The sequence below is a fragment of the Pseudotabrizicola sp. genome (genome assembly GCF_030684215.1).
Classification (GTDB): Bacteria; Pseudomonadota; Alphaproteobacteria; order Rhodobacterales; family Rhodobacteraceae; genus Pseudotabrizicola.
This window is the reverse complement of sequence record NZ_JAUXOV010000070.1, coordinates 283,388-296,334: the sequence shown is the minus strand read 5'-3', so window position 1 is coordinate 296,334 and position 12,947 is coordinate 283,388. Positions and strand designations below refer to the sequence as shown.

At 61.5% G+C, this 12,947-nt stretch carries 19 protein-coding genes; 11 read left to right on the top strand and 8 right to left on the bottom strand.

Going from position 1 to position 12,947, the window contains the following annotated elements; translation table 11 throughout:
* Positions 1 to 4 precede the first annotated feature (4 nt).
* Together rpoZ and folK are read right to left on the bottom strand one after the other, a co-directional pair.
* The gene (gene rpoZ / locus Q8K08_RS15585) at positions 5 to 358 is read right to left on the bottom strand and encodes a DNA-directed RNA polymerase subunit omega (protein WP_118150331.1); all 354 of its coding nucleotides are present in this window, start codon (positions 356 to 358) and stop codon (positions 5 to 7) included.
* A 75-nt stretch (positions 359 to 433) separates the two neighbouring features.
* Entirely contained in the window at positions 434 to 997 is a 564-nt protein-coding gene (folK, locus tag Q8K08_RS15580; RefSeq protein WP_305250656.1) for a 2-amino-4-hydroxy-6-hydroxymethyldihydropteridine diphosphokinase, read from the bottom strand.
* 161 nt (positions 998 to 1,158) lie between these two features.
* Between folK and Q8K08_RS15575 the strand changes: the two genes are divergently transcribed.
* The 8 genes from Q8K08_RS15575 to Q8K08_RS15540 all read left to right on the top strand — a co-directional run bounded on the left by Q8K08_RS15575 (position 1,159) and on the right by Q8K08_RS15540 (position 6,232).
* Positions 1,159 to 1,737: an NYN domain-containing protein gene (locus tag Q8K08_RS15575; RefSeq protein WP_304804774.1), complete on the top strand. Its 579-nt coding sequence runs from the start codon at positions 1,159 to 1,161 to the stop codon at positions 1,735 to 1,737.
* A 111-nt stretch (positions 1,738 to 1,848) separates the two neighbouring features.
* Entirely contained in the window at positions 1,849 to 2,286 is a 438-nt protein-coding gene (locus Q8K08_RS15570) for a YqaA family protein (protein ID WP_305250652.1), read from the top strand.
* 72 nt (positions 2,287 to 2,358) lie between these two features.
* Positions 2,359 to 3,312 (top strand): 4-hydroxy-3-methylbut-2-enyl diphosphate reductase, encoded by a 954-nt coding sequence (ispH, locus tag Q8K08_RS15565; protein ID WP_305250651.1) that lies wholly within the window; start codon positions 2,359 to 2,361, stop codon positions 3,310 to 3,312.
* Between the two features lie 18 nt (positions 3,313 to 3,330).
* Positions 3,331 to 3,939 (top strand): LysE family translocator, encoded by a 609-nt coding sequence (locus Q8K08_RS15560; RefSeq protein WP_304804766.1) that lies wholly within the window; start codon positions 3,331 to 3,333, stop codon positions 3,937 to 3,939.
* Positions 3,940 to 4,045: 106 nt separating this feature from the next.
* Positions 4,046 to 4,498 carry a DUF3429 domain-containing protein gene (locus Q8K08_RS15555; protein WP_305250715.1) on the top strand — a complete coding sequence of 151 codons (453 nt, stop codon included), beginning with the start codon at positions 4,046 to 4,048 and terminating at the stop codon, positions 4,496 to 4,498.
* Positions 4,499 to 4,556: 58 nt separating this feature from the next.
* On the top strand, positions 4,557 to 5,018 hold the full coding sequence (gene rnhA, locus Q8K08_RS15550; protein WP_304804761.1) for a ribonuclease HI: 462 nt from the start codon (positions 4,557 to 4,559) through the stop codon (positions 5,016 to 5,018).
* Positions 5,015 to 5,671 carry a trimeric intracellular cation channel family protein gene (locus tag Q8K08_RS15545; RefSeq protein WP_304804759.1) on the top strand — a complete coding sequence of 219 codons (657 nt, stop codon included), beginning with the start codon at positions 5,015 to 5,017 and terminating at the stop codon, positions 5,669 to 5,671. Before rnhA ends, Q8K08_RS15545 begins: the two co-directional genes overlap by 4 nt.
* 39 nt (positions 5,672 to 5,710) lie before the next feature.
* On the top strand, positions 5,711 to 6,232 hold the full coding sequence (locus Q8K08_RS15540) for a transcriptional regulator (RefSeq protein ID WP_304804756.1): 522 nt from the start codon (positions 5,711 to 5,713) through the stop codon (positions 6,230 to 6,232).
* On the opposite strand, the gene Q8K08_RS15535 is transcribed toward Q8K08_RS15540, so the two are convergent.
* From Q8K08_RS15535 to def (Q8K08_RS15515), 5 genes are read right to left on the bottom strand one after another with little or no spacing between them, the layout of a single operon-like run.
* The gene (locus tag Q8K08_RS15535) at positions 6,225 to 6,461 is read right to left on the bottom strand and encodes a GlsB/YeaQ/YmgE family stress response membrane protein (protein ID WP_305250649.1); all 237 of its coding nucleotides are present in this window, start codon (positions 6,459 to 6,461) and stop codon (positions 6,225 to 6,227) included. The two genes, Q8K08_RS15540 and Q8K08_RS15535, sit on opposite strands and share 8 nt — an antisense overlap.
* A 48-nt stretch (positions 6,462 to 6,509) precedes the next feature.
* On the bottom strand, positions 6,510 to 7,403 hold the full coding sequence (gene fmt, locus Q8K08_RS15530; protein ID WP_304800152.1) for a methionyl-tRNA formyltransferase: 894 nt from the start codon (positions 7,401 to 7,403) through the stop codon (positions 6,510 to 6,512).
* Entirely contained in the window at positions 7,400 to 7,900 is a 501-nt protein-coding gene (def, locus tag Q8K08_RS15525; protein ID WP_304800154.1) for a peptide deformylase, read from the bottom strand. The genes fmt and def (Q8K08_RS15525) overlap by 4 nt, the downstream gene beginning before the upstream one ends.
* Positions 7,897 to 8,397 (bottom strand): peptide deformylase, encoded by a 501-nt coding sequence (gene def / locus Q8K08_RS15520; protein ID WP_305250648.1) that lies wholly within the window; start codon positions 8,395 to 8,397, stop codon positions 7,897 to 7,899. Before def (Q8K08_RS15520) ends, def (Q8K08_RS15525) begins: the two co-directional genes overlap by 4 nt.
* Positions 8,398 to 8,399: 2 nt before the next feature.
* A complete protein-coding gene (gene def / locus Q8K08_RS15515) occupies positions 8,400 to 8,915 on the bottom strand; it encodes a peptide deformylase (protein WP_305250647.1) in 516 nt (171 codons plus the stop codon).
* Between the two features lie 172 nt (positions 8,916 to 9,087).
* On the opposite strand from def (Q8K08_RS15515), the gene Q8K08_RS15510 reads away from it, so the two are divergent.
* On the top strand, positions 9,088 to 10,260 hold the full coding sequence (locus Q8K08_RS15510) for a MalY/PatB family protein (protein ID WP_305250646.1): 1,173 nt from the start codon (positions 9,088 to 9,090) through the stop codon (positions 10,258 to 10,260).
* Between the two features lie 40 nt (positions 10,261 to 10,300).
* Here Q8K08_RS15510 and Q8K08_RS15505 read toward each other — a convergent pair whose 3' ends face one another.
* Positions 10,301 to 10,651 (bottom strand): hypothetical protein, encoded by a 351-nt coding sequence (locus Q8K08_RS15505; RefSeq protein WP_304800162.1) that lies wholly within the window; start codon positions 10,649 to 10,651, stop codon positions 10,301 to 10,303.
* A gap of 222 nt (positions 10,652 to 10,873) precedes the next feature.
* On the opposite strand from Q8K08_RS15505, the gene cbiB reads away from it, so the two are divergent.
* Positions 10,874 to 11,773 carry an adenosylcobinamide-phosphate synthase CbiB gene (gene cbiB / locus Q8K08_RS15500; RefSeq protein ID WP_305250645.1) on the top strand — a complete coding sequence of 300 codons (900 nt, stop codon included), beginning with the start codon at positions 10,874 to 10,876 and terminating at the stop codon, positions 11,771 to 11,773.
* 36 nt (positions 11,774 to 11,809) lie between these two features.
* A complete protein-coding gene (locus Q8K08_RS15495) occupies positions 11,810 to 12,937 on the top strand; it encodes a lytic murein transglycosylase (protein WP_370870555.1) in 1,128 nt (375 codons plus the stop codon).
* The last annotated feature ends 10 nt before the right edge of the window (positions 12,938 to 12,947 follow it).

Sequence of the window (12,947 nt, the reverse complement as noted above, 5' to 3'; positions counted from 1 at the left end):
CGGTTTAGAGTTCGCCCTGTGCTTCCATCAGGGCGCGCAACAGCTTTTCTTCGGACATGTCGTCCTGCATTGGGCGGTCAATTTCGCCCGACATCAGCAAAGCCATCTGGTCATCTTCGGGCTCATCAACCTCAATCTGGGTCTGATGGCTTTCGATCATCCGTTCGCGCAGAGATTCTGCCGATTGGGTTTCATCCGCGATCTCGCGCAGGGCGACAACCGGGTTCTTATCATTATCGCGATCAATGGTCAGCGGCGAGCCGGACTGGATTTCGCGCGCCCGATGGGCGGCAAGCATCACCAGTTCGAACCGGTTCGGAACCTTGTCAACGCAGTCTTCAACCGTCACGCGGGCCATGGACGACTCCAGTTGGTCTTGGGGGCATGGAAAGCGTGTACTTACGCGCGATGCCCGGCCTTGACAACCCCGGATTCAGGCAAACACCCGGACTTCGGCGCGATCTTTAGCGGAAAGTGCCTCCAGCATCTGCACCACGCTGCGCTGCAGGATCGGGTGAACCCAATCCGGTGCGATATCCGCAAGGGGCACCAGCACAAAAGCGCGGTCCTGAAGCCTGGGATGCGGCAAGATCAACTCGTCAGGCGACAGCCGGGCCTGATCATCCGGCGACAGGTCACGCCAATGCGCTTGTCCTGCGGGATCGGGCAACACCAGACTGTCCAGCGCGAGCAAATCGATATCCAGCGTGCGCATCCCCCAGCGCGTATTGCGGCTGCGGCCAAATCGGGCCTCAACCGCGTGCAGATGCTGGAGCAGGGCAAATGGTGTCATATCTGCCGACACCTCCAGCACTGCCGCAGCGTTCACATAGTCGGGACCAGCGCCTTTTGGAAAGCAGGGCGTCTTGAACAGGCGGCTACAGGCTTTTACATTAACTGCACGAGCATCAAGACACGCGACAGCATCGGCGATTGTTTGTGCAGGCAAAGACGCGCCGAATGGCAGATTGGCGCCGAATGCAATCAAAGCGCGCATCTTGTCGTTCATGGCAGTATTACACTTTCGTATAGACCAACTTGCGGCACCAAGTTTCGACCTGATACTTGGCATTGTCTTTACATCGCGCCGATTGTCAAAGCCACCACACCACTCACATTTTGGTGCGACAAAGTCAGGATTTTCGAGGGGATTTACAAATGTTTTACAAGGACGAACGACTTGCGTTGTTCATTGACGGGTCAAACCTTTATGCTGCGGCCAAAGCGCTGGGGTTTGATATCGACTACAAGCTGCTTCGGCAGGAATTCATGCGCCGTGGCAAGCTGTTGCGGGCGTTCTACTACACTGCGCTTTTGGAAAATGACGAATATTCACCGATCCGCCCACTGGTAGACTGGCTGCATTACAACGGCTTTACCATGGTGACCAAGCCGGCCAAGGAATACACCGACAGCCAGGGCCGGCGGAAGGTCAAGGGGAACATGGATATTGAACTTGCCGTCAATGCCATGGAACTTGCGCCGCATGTGGATCATATCGTTCTGTTTTCCGGGGATGGGGATTTCCGGCCGCTGATCGAGAGTCTGCAACGGCAGGGTGTGCGCGTGTCAGTTGTGTCTACCATCCGCAGCCAGCCACCGATGATCGCAGACGAGCTGCGCCGCCAGTGTGACAATTTCATCGAACTGGAAGAGCTGCGCGATGTGATCGGCCGCCCACCCCGTGATCCGCGCCCGTTTGGCGAGCGCGAAGACGCTGTGGAAATGGTCAAGTAAGACAGCGGGGCGCTACGGCGCCCCGGTTTTATTCGGGCAATCCGGTTTGCATCGCACCACTTTCTTTGCGATAGCCGCGCGCATGAACCTTTGTTTCCCCTTTTTCCAGCCGTGCTGACCGGAACCTCGCTTGCAGGGCTTTTTGTAGCGGCTTTTCTGGCAGCAACGCCGGTGCCCTTTCAGTCCGAAGTGGTTTTTCTTGCGCTGATGGCGCAGGGCACGCTGTCGGTATGGGCGCTGGTTGCTGTGGCCTCTGTGGGCAATATCCTTGGGTCTTGTGTGACCTATGCCTTGGGGCGGGGCCTGGGGGGTGACAGGGGCGCACGCTGGCTGGGGCTTACACCAGAACGGCAGGCAAAAGCCGAAGGCTGGTTCGGGCGTTGGGGTGTCTGGGCGCTGCTTTTCAGTTGGGCACCGGGGGGTGATCTGATCGTGGCGCTGTCGGGGGCGTTGCGGGTGCCCCTGCCCCGCTTTTTGGTTCTGGTCACGATTGCAAAGATAGCGCGCTACGCAGTGGTGGCGCTGATCGGGCTGGGCATCTGGGGCTGAAAGCGGCTGCGGGGGCTGGACCTGCGGCCCATATCGCCTTACCTCTGGGGCAGAGCAAACCACAGGCCCGCCATGACCGATCTGCCCCCTCTGCACCTGTATCTGGCCGCCCCGCGCGGGTTTTGCGCCGGTGTGGACCGTGCGATAAAAATCGTGGAACTGGCGCTGCAAAAATGGGGCGCGCCGGTTTATGTGCGTCACGAGATCGTGCACAACAAATTCGTGGTCGATGCTTTGCGCGCCCAAGGGGCCGTGTTTGTCGAAGAACTCGACGATTGCCCGCAAGATCGCCCAGTGGTGTTTTCCGCCCATGGTGTGCCAAAGGCGGTACCAGCCGAGGCCGCGCGGCGCGAGATGATCGCAGTAGATGCCACCTGCCCCTTGGTGACAAAGGTGCATAACGAGGCCGCGCGACATCACGAAAACGGGTTGCAGATGATCATGATCGGCCATGAAGGCCACCCGGAAACCGTGGGCACCATGGGCCAATTGCCCACCGGCGAAGTGCTGCTGGTGGAAACGGTGGCCGATGTGGCCGGGCTGGTCGTGCGCGACCCTGCCAAGCTGGCGTTCATCACCCAGACCACGCTGTCAGTCGATGACACGGCGGATATCGCAGCGGCGCTGAAGACGCGGTTTCCGGCAATCAATGCCCCCGCGCATGAAGACATCTGCTACGCCACCACGAACCGTCAGATGGCGGTCAAGGCGATTGCACCGCGCATTGATGCGCTGCTGGTGATCGGCGCACCGAATTCGTCGAACTCGAAACGGCTGGTTGAGGTCGGGTCGGCGGCGGGTTGCGCTTATGCGCAACTGATCCAGCGGGCCACAGATATCGACTGGCGCGCGCTGGAGGGCATCCGGTCGGTTGGCATCACTGCGGGGGCAAGCGCGCCCGAAGTGCTGGTGGATGAGGTCATCGACGCCTTCCGCGCGCGGTTTACAACAAAGGTGGAATTGGTGGAAACTGCGCAGGAAAATATCGAATTCAAGGTCCCGCGCATCCTGCGCGAGCCTGCATAAGCCCGTAAAGGTGATCAGATGAGCCCAGAGTTTCTGCTGACCGCCTTTGTCGTTTGCATCACCCCCGGCATTGGCGTGGTCTATACCCTGTCGGTCACCTTGGGAGGCGGGTTTCGGTCGGGGCTTTGGGCGGCGGGTGGATGCACTTTGGCAACGGTGTTTCACCTGGGCATCGCAATGGCGGGGCTGGCGGCGGTGCTGCATACCTCGGCGCTTTTGTTCCAGACCATCAAATATGCGGGCGTAGCCTATCTTTTGTGGATGGCCTACGCGGTGTTGCAATCGACCGGATCAATGGCGGTGCAGGCGTCACACGGGGGCAATGCGCGTCAACTGGTCTGGCGCGGGATTGTGCTGAACCTTCTGAACCCGAAGCTGCCGCTGTTCTTCGTAGCCTTCCTGCCGCAGTTCATGCCTGCCGGGGATTCCACCAGTCTGGCGGCCATGGTCGAGTTGGGGGCCGGGTTTACCGCGATGACCTTTGTGACCTTTGCGCTGTATGTCGGGCTTGCCGCGTCGGGGCGCGATGCGGTGCTGGCCTCGCCCCGCCTGATGACCGGAATGCGTCGGGCCTTTGCCGCATCTTTTGCGGCACTGGGCGCGCGGTTGGCGATGGAGCGCGCCTGACCGCATGGCAGGGAGGCAACAGCGCCGTCATTTTCCCCTCAATGACTGGACCCCGTCGCAGAGCAACCTATCACTTGCCGCCTGATAGATTTTTGAAGGTGATATGTTGGAGCCTATTCCCAGAACGGCGCTTATTCTAGGGATTGCAGGATTGATCCCCTTTGTCTGGGGGGCATCAACCGCGCTGTCACCCGGATTGGCCGCTTGGGGCGGTCGGTTCGTGGGGCCATTGTTCATAGGCACATATGTCAGCCTGACCTATGGCACGGTGATCTTGTCTTTCATGTCGGGCGTGTTGTGGGGCTTTGCCACCAAGGCGGATGGGCCAGAGGCGGCAGTGGGCTATATCCTGTCGGTCGCCCCGGCGCTTTGGGCGTATTTCATGGTTAACGGCAGCCCCGGCGACGCGGCGGTAAACCTTTTTGCCGGCTTTGTCGGGCTCGTCATGCTGGACTGGCACTTCTGGAAGATGGGAACGGCCCCGGATTGGTGGCTGCGGTTTCGCGCCGGGCTGACACTGGTGGTGCTGGCCTGTCTGATCGTGCCGATTGCAAGCTGATCGGGCGTTGACCCCTGCGCGCCCGCAGCCTATCCCCTGCGCAGCAACGGGAGGCCCTATGCCGCAACTTTTCGCCTATACTGACGGTGCCTGTTCCGGCAATCCCGGTCCGGGGGGCTGGGGGGTGCTGATGATCGCCCGCGACGGCGACGCGGTGGTCAAAGAACGCGAATTGCAAGGCGGCGAGCCGGATACCACCAATAACCGGATGGAGCTGATGGCCGCGATTTCCGCACTGGAGGCGTTGTCGCGCGCATCAGATCTGATCATCGTAACCGACAGCGCCTATGTGAAAAACGGCGTGACCACATGGATCCACGGCTGGAAGCGCAGGGGCTGGAAAACCGCAGACAACAAGCCAGTGAAAAACATTGAGCTGTGGCAAAGGCTGGAGGCGGCGCAGGCGCGGCACAAGGTAGAATGGCGCTGGATCAAGGGCCACGCCGGACACGTCGAAAATGAACGCGCCGATGCGCTGGCCCGCGCCGGAATGGCTCCTTTCAAGCCGGGCAAACCATGACCACGGCGCAGGGCCTTTTATGGCTTTTGCCCTTTTTGGATTACGCGTCCGTCGCGGTATTCGCGCTGACCGGGGCGCTGGTCGCAAGCCGGGCGCAGCTTGATATCGTGGGCTTTATCTTCATTGCCAGCCTTACAGCCACGGGCGGCGGCACGCTGCGCGATGTGATGCTGGACCGCGATGTATTCTGGATCGTTGACCCGATGATGCTGGGCGTGGCCACGCTTGCCGCTGTGATCGTGTTCTTTGCAGCGCATCTGCTGGAAAGCCGCTACCGCGCGATTCTGTGGCTGGATGCGTTTGCTTTGGCGGTCGCTGTGCCTGCCGGGGTGGCGGCGGCCTTGGGTCAAGGCATGGGCTGGCCAGTGGTCTTGATCATGGGGATGGTAACAGGCTGCATGGGCGGGCTGTTGCGCGACGTGGTGTGCAACGAGGTGCCGTTGGTGCTGAAGCAGGGTGAGCTGTATGTATCCTGCGCCTTTGCCGGGGGTGTGGCTGCTGTTCTGGCCGGGCTGGCAGGCGTAGAGGGCGGATTTGCGCTTCTGACTTGTGCGTTGGTGACGCTGACGCTGCGCGCGGGCAGTCTGGTGTTTGGCTGGCGTTTGCCGGTATATCGCCCCCGCCCGCCCCGGACCCTGCCCCCGAAACGCTAAGGCTTGCCCAACAGACGAACGATCGTTTACAATCAGGCGATGCCACGAACAAAAATCATTCCCGATCCCGTCGTTTTTTCAGCCATCCGTACTCTGTTGGCCCAATCGGGCGAGCGGGGGGCAAGTTTTGCCATGGTCTCGCGTGCCACCGGTTTGGCAGCGCCAACGCTCGTGCAACGCTATGGCAGTCAGGACGGGATGGTGCGCGAAGCATTGCTGGCTGGCTGGGACGCACTGGACCGGGCAACGGATGCGGCCGAAGGGCAGTCTGATATGTCGGTCAAGGGCGCGCAAATGCTGATCAAGGCGCTAAGCGAAACCAGCGGCGACGCTGCGGATCTGCCGCTGCTGGTCGCGCATCTGGACGACCCAACCCTTCGCCTGCGTGCAATGGCATGGCGGGTGCGGGTCGAACAAGCACTGGCTGTGCGCTTGGGCGGCGGTGCCAAGGGGCGCGAGGCGGCCGCGCTGCTGTTTGCGGCATGGCAGGGGCAAATGCTGTGGCAGGCGGCGGGCGACAAAGGCTTCAGGCTGAAAGACGCGATCAAGCGGCTTACTTAGCAATATAGGTTTTCCACAGCCAGATCAGCACCATGGCCCCTAGCACCGCGCCGACAAACCCCGCCATCCAGCCGGTGATGGTGATCAGGAAGCGTAGCGCAAAGCCGCCGATCAGCGCGCCGAAGACGCCGATGGCAATGGTGGTCAGCACATCGGTTTCAAGTTTCATCATCCGCGTGGCGATGAAACCCGCAGCGGCACCAATGATGATCAGGGCGATGATGGGCATGGTGGCCTCCATTGTTGGGGCCAATATGGGGGGCCGGGGCGGGCTTGGCTAGGCCAGATGCGTGGGCAGGCGCAGACCTTTAAGGATTTCGGCGGCGGGCATCGGGCGTTTGCCCTCGCGTTGTGCCTCGGTGATCTCCACGGCGCCGGTGCCGCAGGCGATGGTAAAGCCGTGCAGCACCTGGCCCGGTGTGCCGCGGCCTTCGGCTAGGCGGGAGCGGAGAAGTTTGACCCGCTCTGGCCCGATCTGCACCCATGCACCGGGGAATGGCGACAGGCCACGGATCTGGCGATCAACGGTTTCGGCGGTTTGGGTGAAGTCGATCCGCGCCTCGGCCTTGTCGATTTTCGTGGCGTAGGTGATGCCCTGCTTGGGTTGCAGCTGCGGGGTCAAGGGCAACTGGTCCAGCGCCTGCACGATCAGCGCAGCACCCATGGCAGACAGACGGTCGTGCAGATCGGCGGTGGTTTCCTGCGGGTTGATCGGGGTTTCCTGCCGCAACAGCACCGGGCCGGAGTCCAGCCCCGCCTCCATCTGCATGATGCAGATGCCGGTGTGGCTGTCGCCAGCCATGATGGCGCGGTGGATGGGCGCGGCCCCGCGCCAGCGCGGCAAAAGGCTTGCGTGGATGTTCAGACAGCCAAGACGCGGCGCATCCAGCACCGCTTGCGGTAAGATCAGGCCATAGGCGACTACCACGGCGATATCCGCGTGCAACGCGGCAAACTCGGCTTGGTCAACGGGATCTGTCAACCGGGCGGGGTGGCGAACGGACAAGCCAAGGGCAAGCGCCTTTTGATGCACCGGGCTGGGGCGGTCTGCCTTGCCACGCCCGGCAGGGCGCGGGGGCTGGGTGTAGACGGCAACGATGTCATGCTGTGCCGCCAGCGCCTCCAGCACCGGAACCGAAAAGTCTGGCGTGCCCATAAAGATAAGTTTCATAGCCGTTTGCGCGCCTTTTCCGCCTTTGCAATCAGCATCTTGCGTTTCAGCGCCGACAGACGGTCGAAATACATCTTGCCAGCCAGATGATCGATCTGGTGCTGAACCGATGTCGCCCAGAGGTTCACAAAATCGCGGTCTTCGACCACGCCCTGATCGTTAAGATAGCGCACCGTGACCGCGCGCGGGCGCTTGATGACAGCGGACACACCGGGAAGGTTCGGGCTGGCTTCCTCATGCTCGCGCAACTGTCCGCTGGCATGCAGGATTTCGGGGTTGGCCATGCAGATGGCCTGCCCCCGCGCGTCAGAGCAATCGACAACCGCCAGCCGCAACGGCACACCGATCTGCACGGCGGCAAGGCCATAGCCGGGCATGGCATCCATTACCTCGATCATCTCGGCCCAAAGGGCGCGGATCTCGTCGGTAATCTCGGCCACTTCGGCGGCCTTTGTGCGCAACACCGGGTGCGGCCATGGAATACAGGAGCGGGTCATGTGGGGGTTTGGTCCAGATAAGCTGCTTGCACCGCAGCGCTCAGGTCGGGGGCCATGCGGTCAAAGGTCACGACGCCGTCAAGGTGGTCGTATTCGTGCTGGGCGCAGATCGCGGCAAATCCGGTCAGGATTTCCTCATGTAGCTGGCCGTTCTGGTCGGTCCATGCCATGCGGATTTGCGTGGCGCGGGTGATATCAGTGGTGATGCCGGGAATCGAAAGGCAGCCCTCGGACCCCGTGGCAGTGTCATCCGAGCGCCACAGAATTTGCGGATCGATCACGACACGCGGCGCGGGCAGGCCGCCTTTCCACGCCACATCCATCACAAACAAGCGTTTGAGCACGCCAATCTGCGGTGCCGCAAGCCCGCGACCGGGGGCGGCATACATCGTTTCCAGCATGTCAGCGGCAAGAAGTGACACATCCTCGGCCCCCACGGGTGCACAAGGCGTGGCAAGGCGCGGATCGGGCCAGCGCAGGATGGGGAGAACCGCCATACTCAACCCTGCCGCGCGCGTTCACGCTTCAGCTTTTCCATCTTGCGGGTGATCATCTGGCGCTTCAACGGGCCAAGATAGTCGATGAACAGCTTGCCCTCCAGATGGTCAATCTCGTGCTGCACGCAGGTTGCCCAAAGGCCCGCGAACTGTTCTTCCTGCTCAGAGCCATCTAGGGCGTGCCACGCGACGCGCACCTCGGCAGGGCGGCGCACCTCGGCGTATTGGTCGGGGATCGACAGGCACCCTTCCTCATAGCTGGACAGGTCTTCCGACGCCCAGACCACACGCGGATTGATCAGCGCCATCGGGCGCGGCGGGCCATCCTTGATGCAATCCATCACCAGCACGCGTTGCATCACACCGATCTGCGGAGCGGCAAGGCCGATGCCGGGCGCGTCATACATCGTCTCGAACATGTCTTCGGCGAGTTTACGCAAATCGCCGTCAAAGACCGCCACTGTGTCACAGGGCTTCTTGAGGCGCGGGTCGGGGTGGATCAGGATGGGGCGGATCATGGGCATGATTTACGGCGCAAGGGGTATTCGCGCAAGGGGGCGATAGGGCGGGCGGCTGTCTCGGCCCGGCCAATCCACTGCAAGATACCGCATATATCAGGCCGGCACTTTCAAAGCGACTTCGCGCCTATTATCCTGTAATTGCTCCGAACACTCTGAAAAAAGGCTGACCATGCAGTTTGACGACCAGATCAACCGCTTTGGTACCCATTCCGTGAAATGGGATATGATGGAGCGTCTGTATGGCGTGCCCGCAGACAAAGGTCTGTCAATGTGGGTGGCGGATATGGATTTCCGCCCACCCGCCTGCGTCCAGGCAGCGGTAGAGAAAATGGCCGCACATGGAGTCTATGGCTATTATGGCGATGATGCGGCCTACCGCGAGTCGATCCGCTGGTGGATGCAGACCCGGCACGGCTGGGCGCTGAACCCCGACCATATTTTCACCACACATGGGCTGGTCAACGCGACCGGGCTGGTGGTGGATGCCTATACAGCGCCGGGGGACGGGATCTTGCTGATGACCCCGGTCTATCACGCATTCGCGCGCACCATCAAAGCGGCGGGGCGTGTGGTGGTGGAATGCCCGCTTGCGCTGGTGGATGAGCGCTATGAGATAGATTTTGCGGCCTGGGATTCGCGGATGACCGGGGGCGAATCCATGCTGATCCTGTGTTCACCGCACAATCCGGGCGGACGGGTCTGGAAAGCCGAGGAATTGCGCGGCGTGGCTGATTTCTGCACCCGCCACGATCTGATTCTGGTGTCGGATGAGATCCATCATGATCTGGTGATGCCGGGTCACCGCCATATTGCCATGCCGCTGGCCGCGCCCGACATTGCGGATCGGCTGGTGATGCTGACCGCCACGACCAAAACTTTCAACATCGCGGGCGCGCATATCGGCAATGTGATCATTGCAGATGATGCGCTGCGGGCGAAGTTTGCGTCGAAAATCATGGCGATGGGGATTTCGGGCAACTCGTTCGGGATGCATATGGCCGAAGCCGCCTATTCGCCTGAAGGGGCGGTCTGGGTTGATGCGTTGGTGACCTATCTGGATGGCAACCGGCAGATCTTTGACGCAGGCGTGAATGCCATTCCCGGTCTGCGGTCGATGCCGCTGGAGGCGACCTATCTGTCATGGGTGGATTTCACCGGAACAGGCATGGCACCTGCTGAATTCAAGGCGCGCGTGGAAAAGGCGGCGCAGATTTGCGCCAATCACGGCGAGACGTTCGGAACCGGGGGCGAAAGCTATCTGCGGTTCAACATCGCCACCCCCCGCGCGCGGATTGAGGATGCGGTGGCGCGCTTGCAGACGGCGTTTGGCGATTTGCAATAGCAGCTGGCGGGGGCCGATCAGGCCCCTGCCCGGCCACAGATCAAGCGCGCGGCAGATAGGCTACGGGTGCGTTTTCATCACGCCAGAAATCCAGCGGGGCCTTGTCCTGCACAGCGGTTGATCGTTTGAACTCACACACCAGATCGCCGTTTTCCATGGTTGAGGCAACGATCAGGCATTGAAAGATGTGGTTGGCACCATCGTACACATCGACCAGACCACGCAGATGCGGGGTAAGTTCGCCATCAAGCACAAAACCGTCATGCCAGAAGCGCAGGACCGGAAACACTGCTTCGCCGACCTGAACCCGCAGACGGGATTTGCGCCTTGCCTCACGCTTGCGCGCGGCATCCAGCCCGTCACGAATCTCTTGCGGCAAAAATTCCAGCACGTCGACCTCCTGCTCCCACATTCGAAATTCTGATCCACATTCGGTTAAAATCAAGTCAATCGCGTGACATGCAGACGCAAGATCACAAATCCCAGTCGCACGTGCCGATTTTATCGCATTTTGCAACACTCGCGCAGGCCAGACCCTCTGTTGCCCCGCGAATCAGAGGTGTAAAGCCTTGGGATAGCAGGCTTGCCCTGCCTTAGGGGGGGGACAAGCGCGATGATCCTGTTTCTTGCGATGCTGCTGGACGCAGCCTTTGGAGAGCCCCGCGCAATCTGGGACCGCATCCCGCATCCGGCGGTGCTGATGGGCAGCGTGGTTGGGGGATTGGACCTGCGCCTGAACGCAGGAAGGCACCGCCGGGCCAAGGGCGTGGCGGCGCTGGCCATGATGGTGCTGGGGGCCTACGCTCTGGGTCATGCCATCGCGTTGATCCCCGACTTCGGGCTGCTCGAGGGTATTCTGGCCGCGATCCTGCTTGCGCAAAAATCACTGGTCGATCATGTCCGATCAGTGGCTGACGCACTGCGTATTTCCTTGACGGAAGGTCGGCGCACTGTGGCAATGATCGTCGGGCGCGACACAGCGGCAATGAACGAAGCCGCCGTTTCTCGCGCCGCGATTGAAAGCGCTGCCGAGAACCTGTCAGACGGGGTAATCGCGCCCGCGTTCTGGTTCCTGATCGGGGGGCTGCCGCTTATGCTGGTCTATAAAATCACCAACACTGCCGACAGCATGATCGGCCATCGCACGCCCCGTCACGAGGAATTCGGCTGGGCCTCTGCGAGGTTTGACGATCTGTTGAATCTGATCCCCGCGCGGCTGACGGCGCTTTTGATCGCAGTCTCGCATGGCCATATCAATGCACGCCCCATTCTGCGCGACGCGCCCTTGCACCGCAGCCCGAACGCAGGCTGGCCCGAGGCGGCGATGGCGGTTGTGCTGAATATCGCCCTGTCCGGGCCGCGCGCCTATCATGGGGTGATGTCAGATTTTCCATGGGTCTGGCCTGAAGGGCGGCGGGATGCGGGGCCGCATGATGTGGACGCCGCCTGCCGTGCCCTGTGGCGGGCATGGGCGATGATGCTGGCGCTTGTTGCCGTGGTCGCGCTGATCTAGGCTGCCCGGATGCGCTGTGCCCTTGCCCTGCTGCTGATGAGCAGCCCCGCCCTTGCTGCCCCCTGTGGGGGGCGATTGTCGGATTTCGCCGCCGCGATGACCGCTGAAGCGGTCGCCGCCGGTCTACCGGTAGAGGCCGCGCGCAGCTATCTGCTGGGTGCGCAGATTGATGATCGTGTGCTTAAGGCGGATCGGTCACAAGGCGTGTTCCGGATGAATTTCATCGACTTTTCGCGACGGCTGATTTCACAGAACCGGCTGGAAAAGGGGCGCGCACTGGCCGTGCAACATGCGGCGATCTTTGACCGTGCAGCGGCAGAATACGGAGTGCCAAAGGGCATCTTGTTGGCGTTCTGGGCGTTTGAGACCGATTACGGCGCGGTGCAGGGTGATTTCAACACCCGCGATGCGCTGGTGACGCTGGGCCATGATTGCCGGCGGCCAGACCTGTTTCAGCCGCAAATTCTGGCGGCGATAGCCCTGCACGCAAAGGGCGATCTGCCCACCGACACCACGGGTGCCTGGGCCGGAGAGATCGGCATGGTGCAGATGTTGCCCGCCGATATTCTGGCGCGCGGGGTGGATGGCGACGGTGACGGGCATGTGACGCTGAAAACATCCGTTGCCGATGCGCTGCTGTCAGGCGCGCGGCTATTGCAGCACCACAACTGGCAGGCGGGGCAGCCTTGGCTGGCCGAGGTTGCGGTGCCCGCGCAGATGGATTGGGCGCTGTCGGGGCTGGAGGTGCGACTGCCGGTGGCACAATGGCAAGCGATGGGGGTTACAGGGCGCAGCGGCGCGCTGGCCGGGGGCGAAGCATCGCTGATCCTGCCACAGGGACGGTTTGGCCCGGCGTTCCTTGCCTATCCAAACTTTCACACGCTGTTCGACTGGAACCAGAGCTTTACCTATGTGCTGACCGGCGCCTATTTCGCCACAAGGCTGGACGGTGCACCAGTCTATGATGCGGGCAATCCAGAGCCGGGGTTGGATGACGCGCAAATGATGCGATTACAGGAAAAGCTGGCGGCGCGGGGACATGATGTGGGAAAGATCGACGGCATTCTGGGCTCTGGCACCCGTGCTGCCGTGCAGAAGGAACAACAGCGCCTTGGCCTCCCTGCCGATGCCTGGCCGACCATGGCACTGCTGAACGCGCTTTGATCTGAGCACG

Bases quoted from the DNA above. Each gene is read 5' to 3' on its own strand.
- rpoZ (WP_118150331.1), bottom strand. From the start codon at position 358: ATGGCCCGCGTGACGGTTGAAGACTGCGTTGACAAGGTTCCGAACCGG.
- folK (WP_305250656.1), bottom strand. From the start codon at position 997: ATGCGCGCTTTGATTGCATTCGGCGCCAATCTGCCATTCGGCGCGTCT.
- Q8K08_RS15575 (WP_304804774.1), top strand. From the start codon at position 1,159: ATGTTTTACAAGGACGAACGACTTGCGTTGTTCATTGACGGGTCAAAC.
- ispH (WP_305250651.1), top strand. From the start codon at position 2,359: ATGACCGATCTGCCCCCTCTGCACCTGTATCTGGCCGCCCCGCGCGGG.
- Q8K08_RS15560 (WP_304804766.1), top strand. From the start codon at position 3,331: ATGAGCCCAGAGTTTCTGCTGACCGCCTTTGTCGTTTGCATCACCCCC.
- rnhA (WP_304804761.1), top strand. From the start codon at position 4,557: ATGCCGCAACTTTTCGCCTATACTGACGGTGCCTGTTCCGGCAATCCC.
- Q8K08_RS15545 (WP_304804759.1), top strand. From the start codon at position 5,015: ATGACCACGGCGCAGGGCCTTTTATGGCTTTTGCCCTTTTTGGATTAC.
- Q8K08_RS15540 (WP_304804756.1), top strand. From the start codon at position 5,711: ATGCCACGAACAAAAATCATTCCCGATCCCGTCGTTTTTTCAGCCATC.
- Q8K08_RS15535 (WP_305250649.1), bottom strand. From the start codon at position 6,461: ATGCCCATCATCGCCCTGATCATCATTGGTGCCGCTGCGGGTTTCATC.
- fmt (WP_304800152.1), bottom strand. From the start codon at position 7,403: ATGAAACTTATCTTTATGGGCACGCCAGACTTTTCGGTTCCGGTGCTG.
- def (WP_304800154.1), bottom strand. From the start codon at position 7,900: ATGACCCGCTCCTGTATTCCATGGCCGCACCCGGTGTTGCGCACAAAG.
- def (WP_305250648.1), bottom strand. From the start codon at position 8,397: ATGGCGGTTCTCCCCATCCTGCGCTGGCCCGATCCGCGCCTTGCCACG.
- def (WP_305250647.1), bottom strand. From the start codon at position 8,915: ATGATCCGCCCCATCCTGATCCACCCCGACCCGCGCCTCAAGAAGCCC.
- Q8K08_RS15510 (WP_305250646.1), top strand. From the start codon at position 9,088: ATGCAGTTTGACGACCAGATCAACCGCTTTGGTACCCATTCCGTGAAA.
- cbiB (WP_305250645.1), top strand. From the start codon at position 10,874: ATGATCCTGTTTCTTGCGATGCTGCTGGACGCAGCCTTTGGAGAGCCC.
- Q8K08_RS15495 (WP_370870555.1), top strand. From the start codon at position 11,810: ATGAGCAGCCCCGCCCTTGCTGCCCCCTGTGGGGGGCGATTGTCGGAT.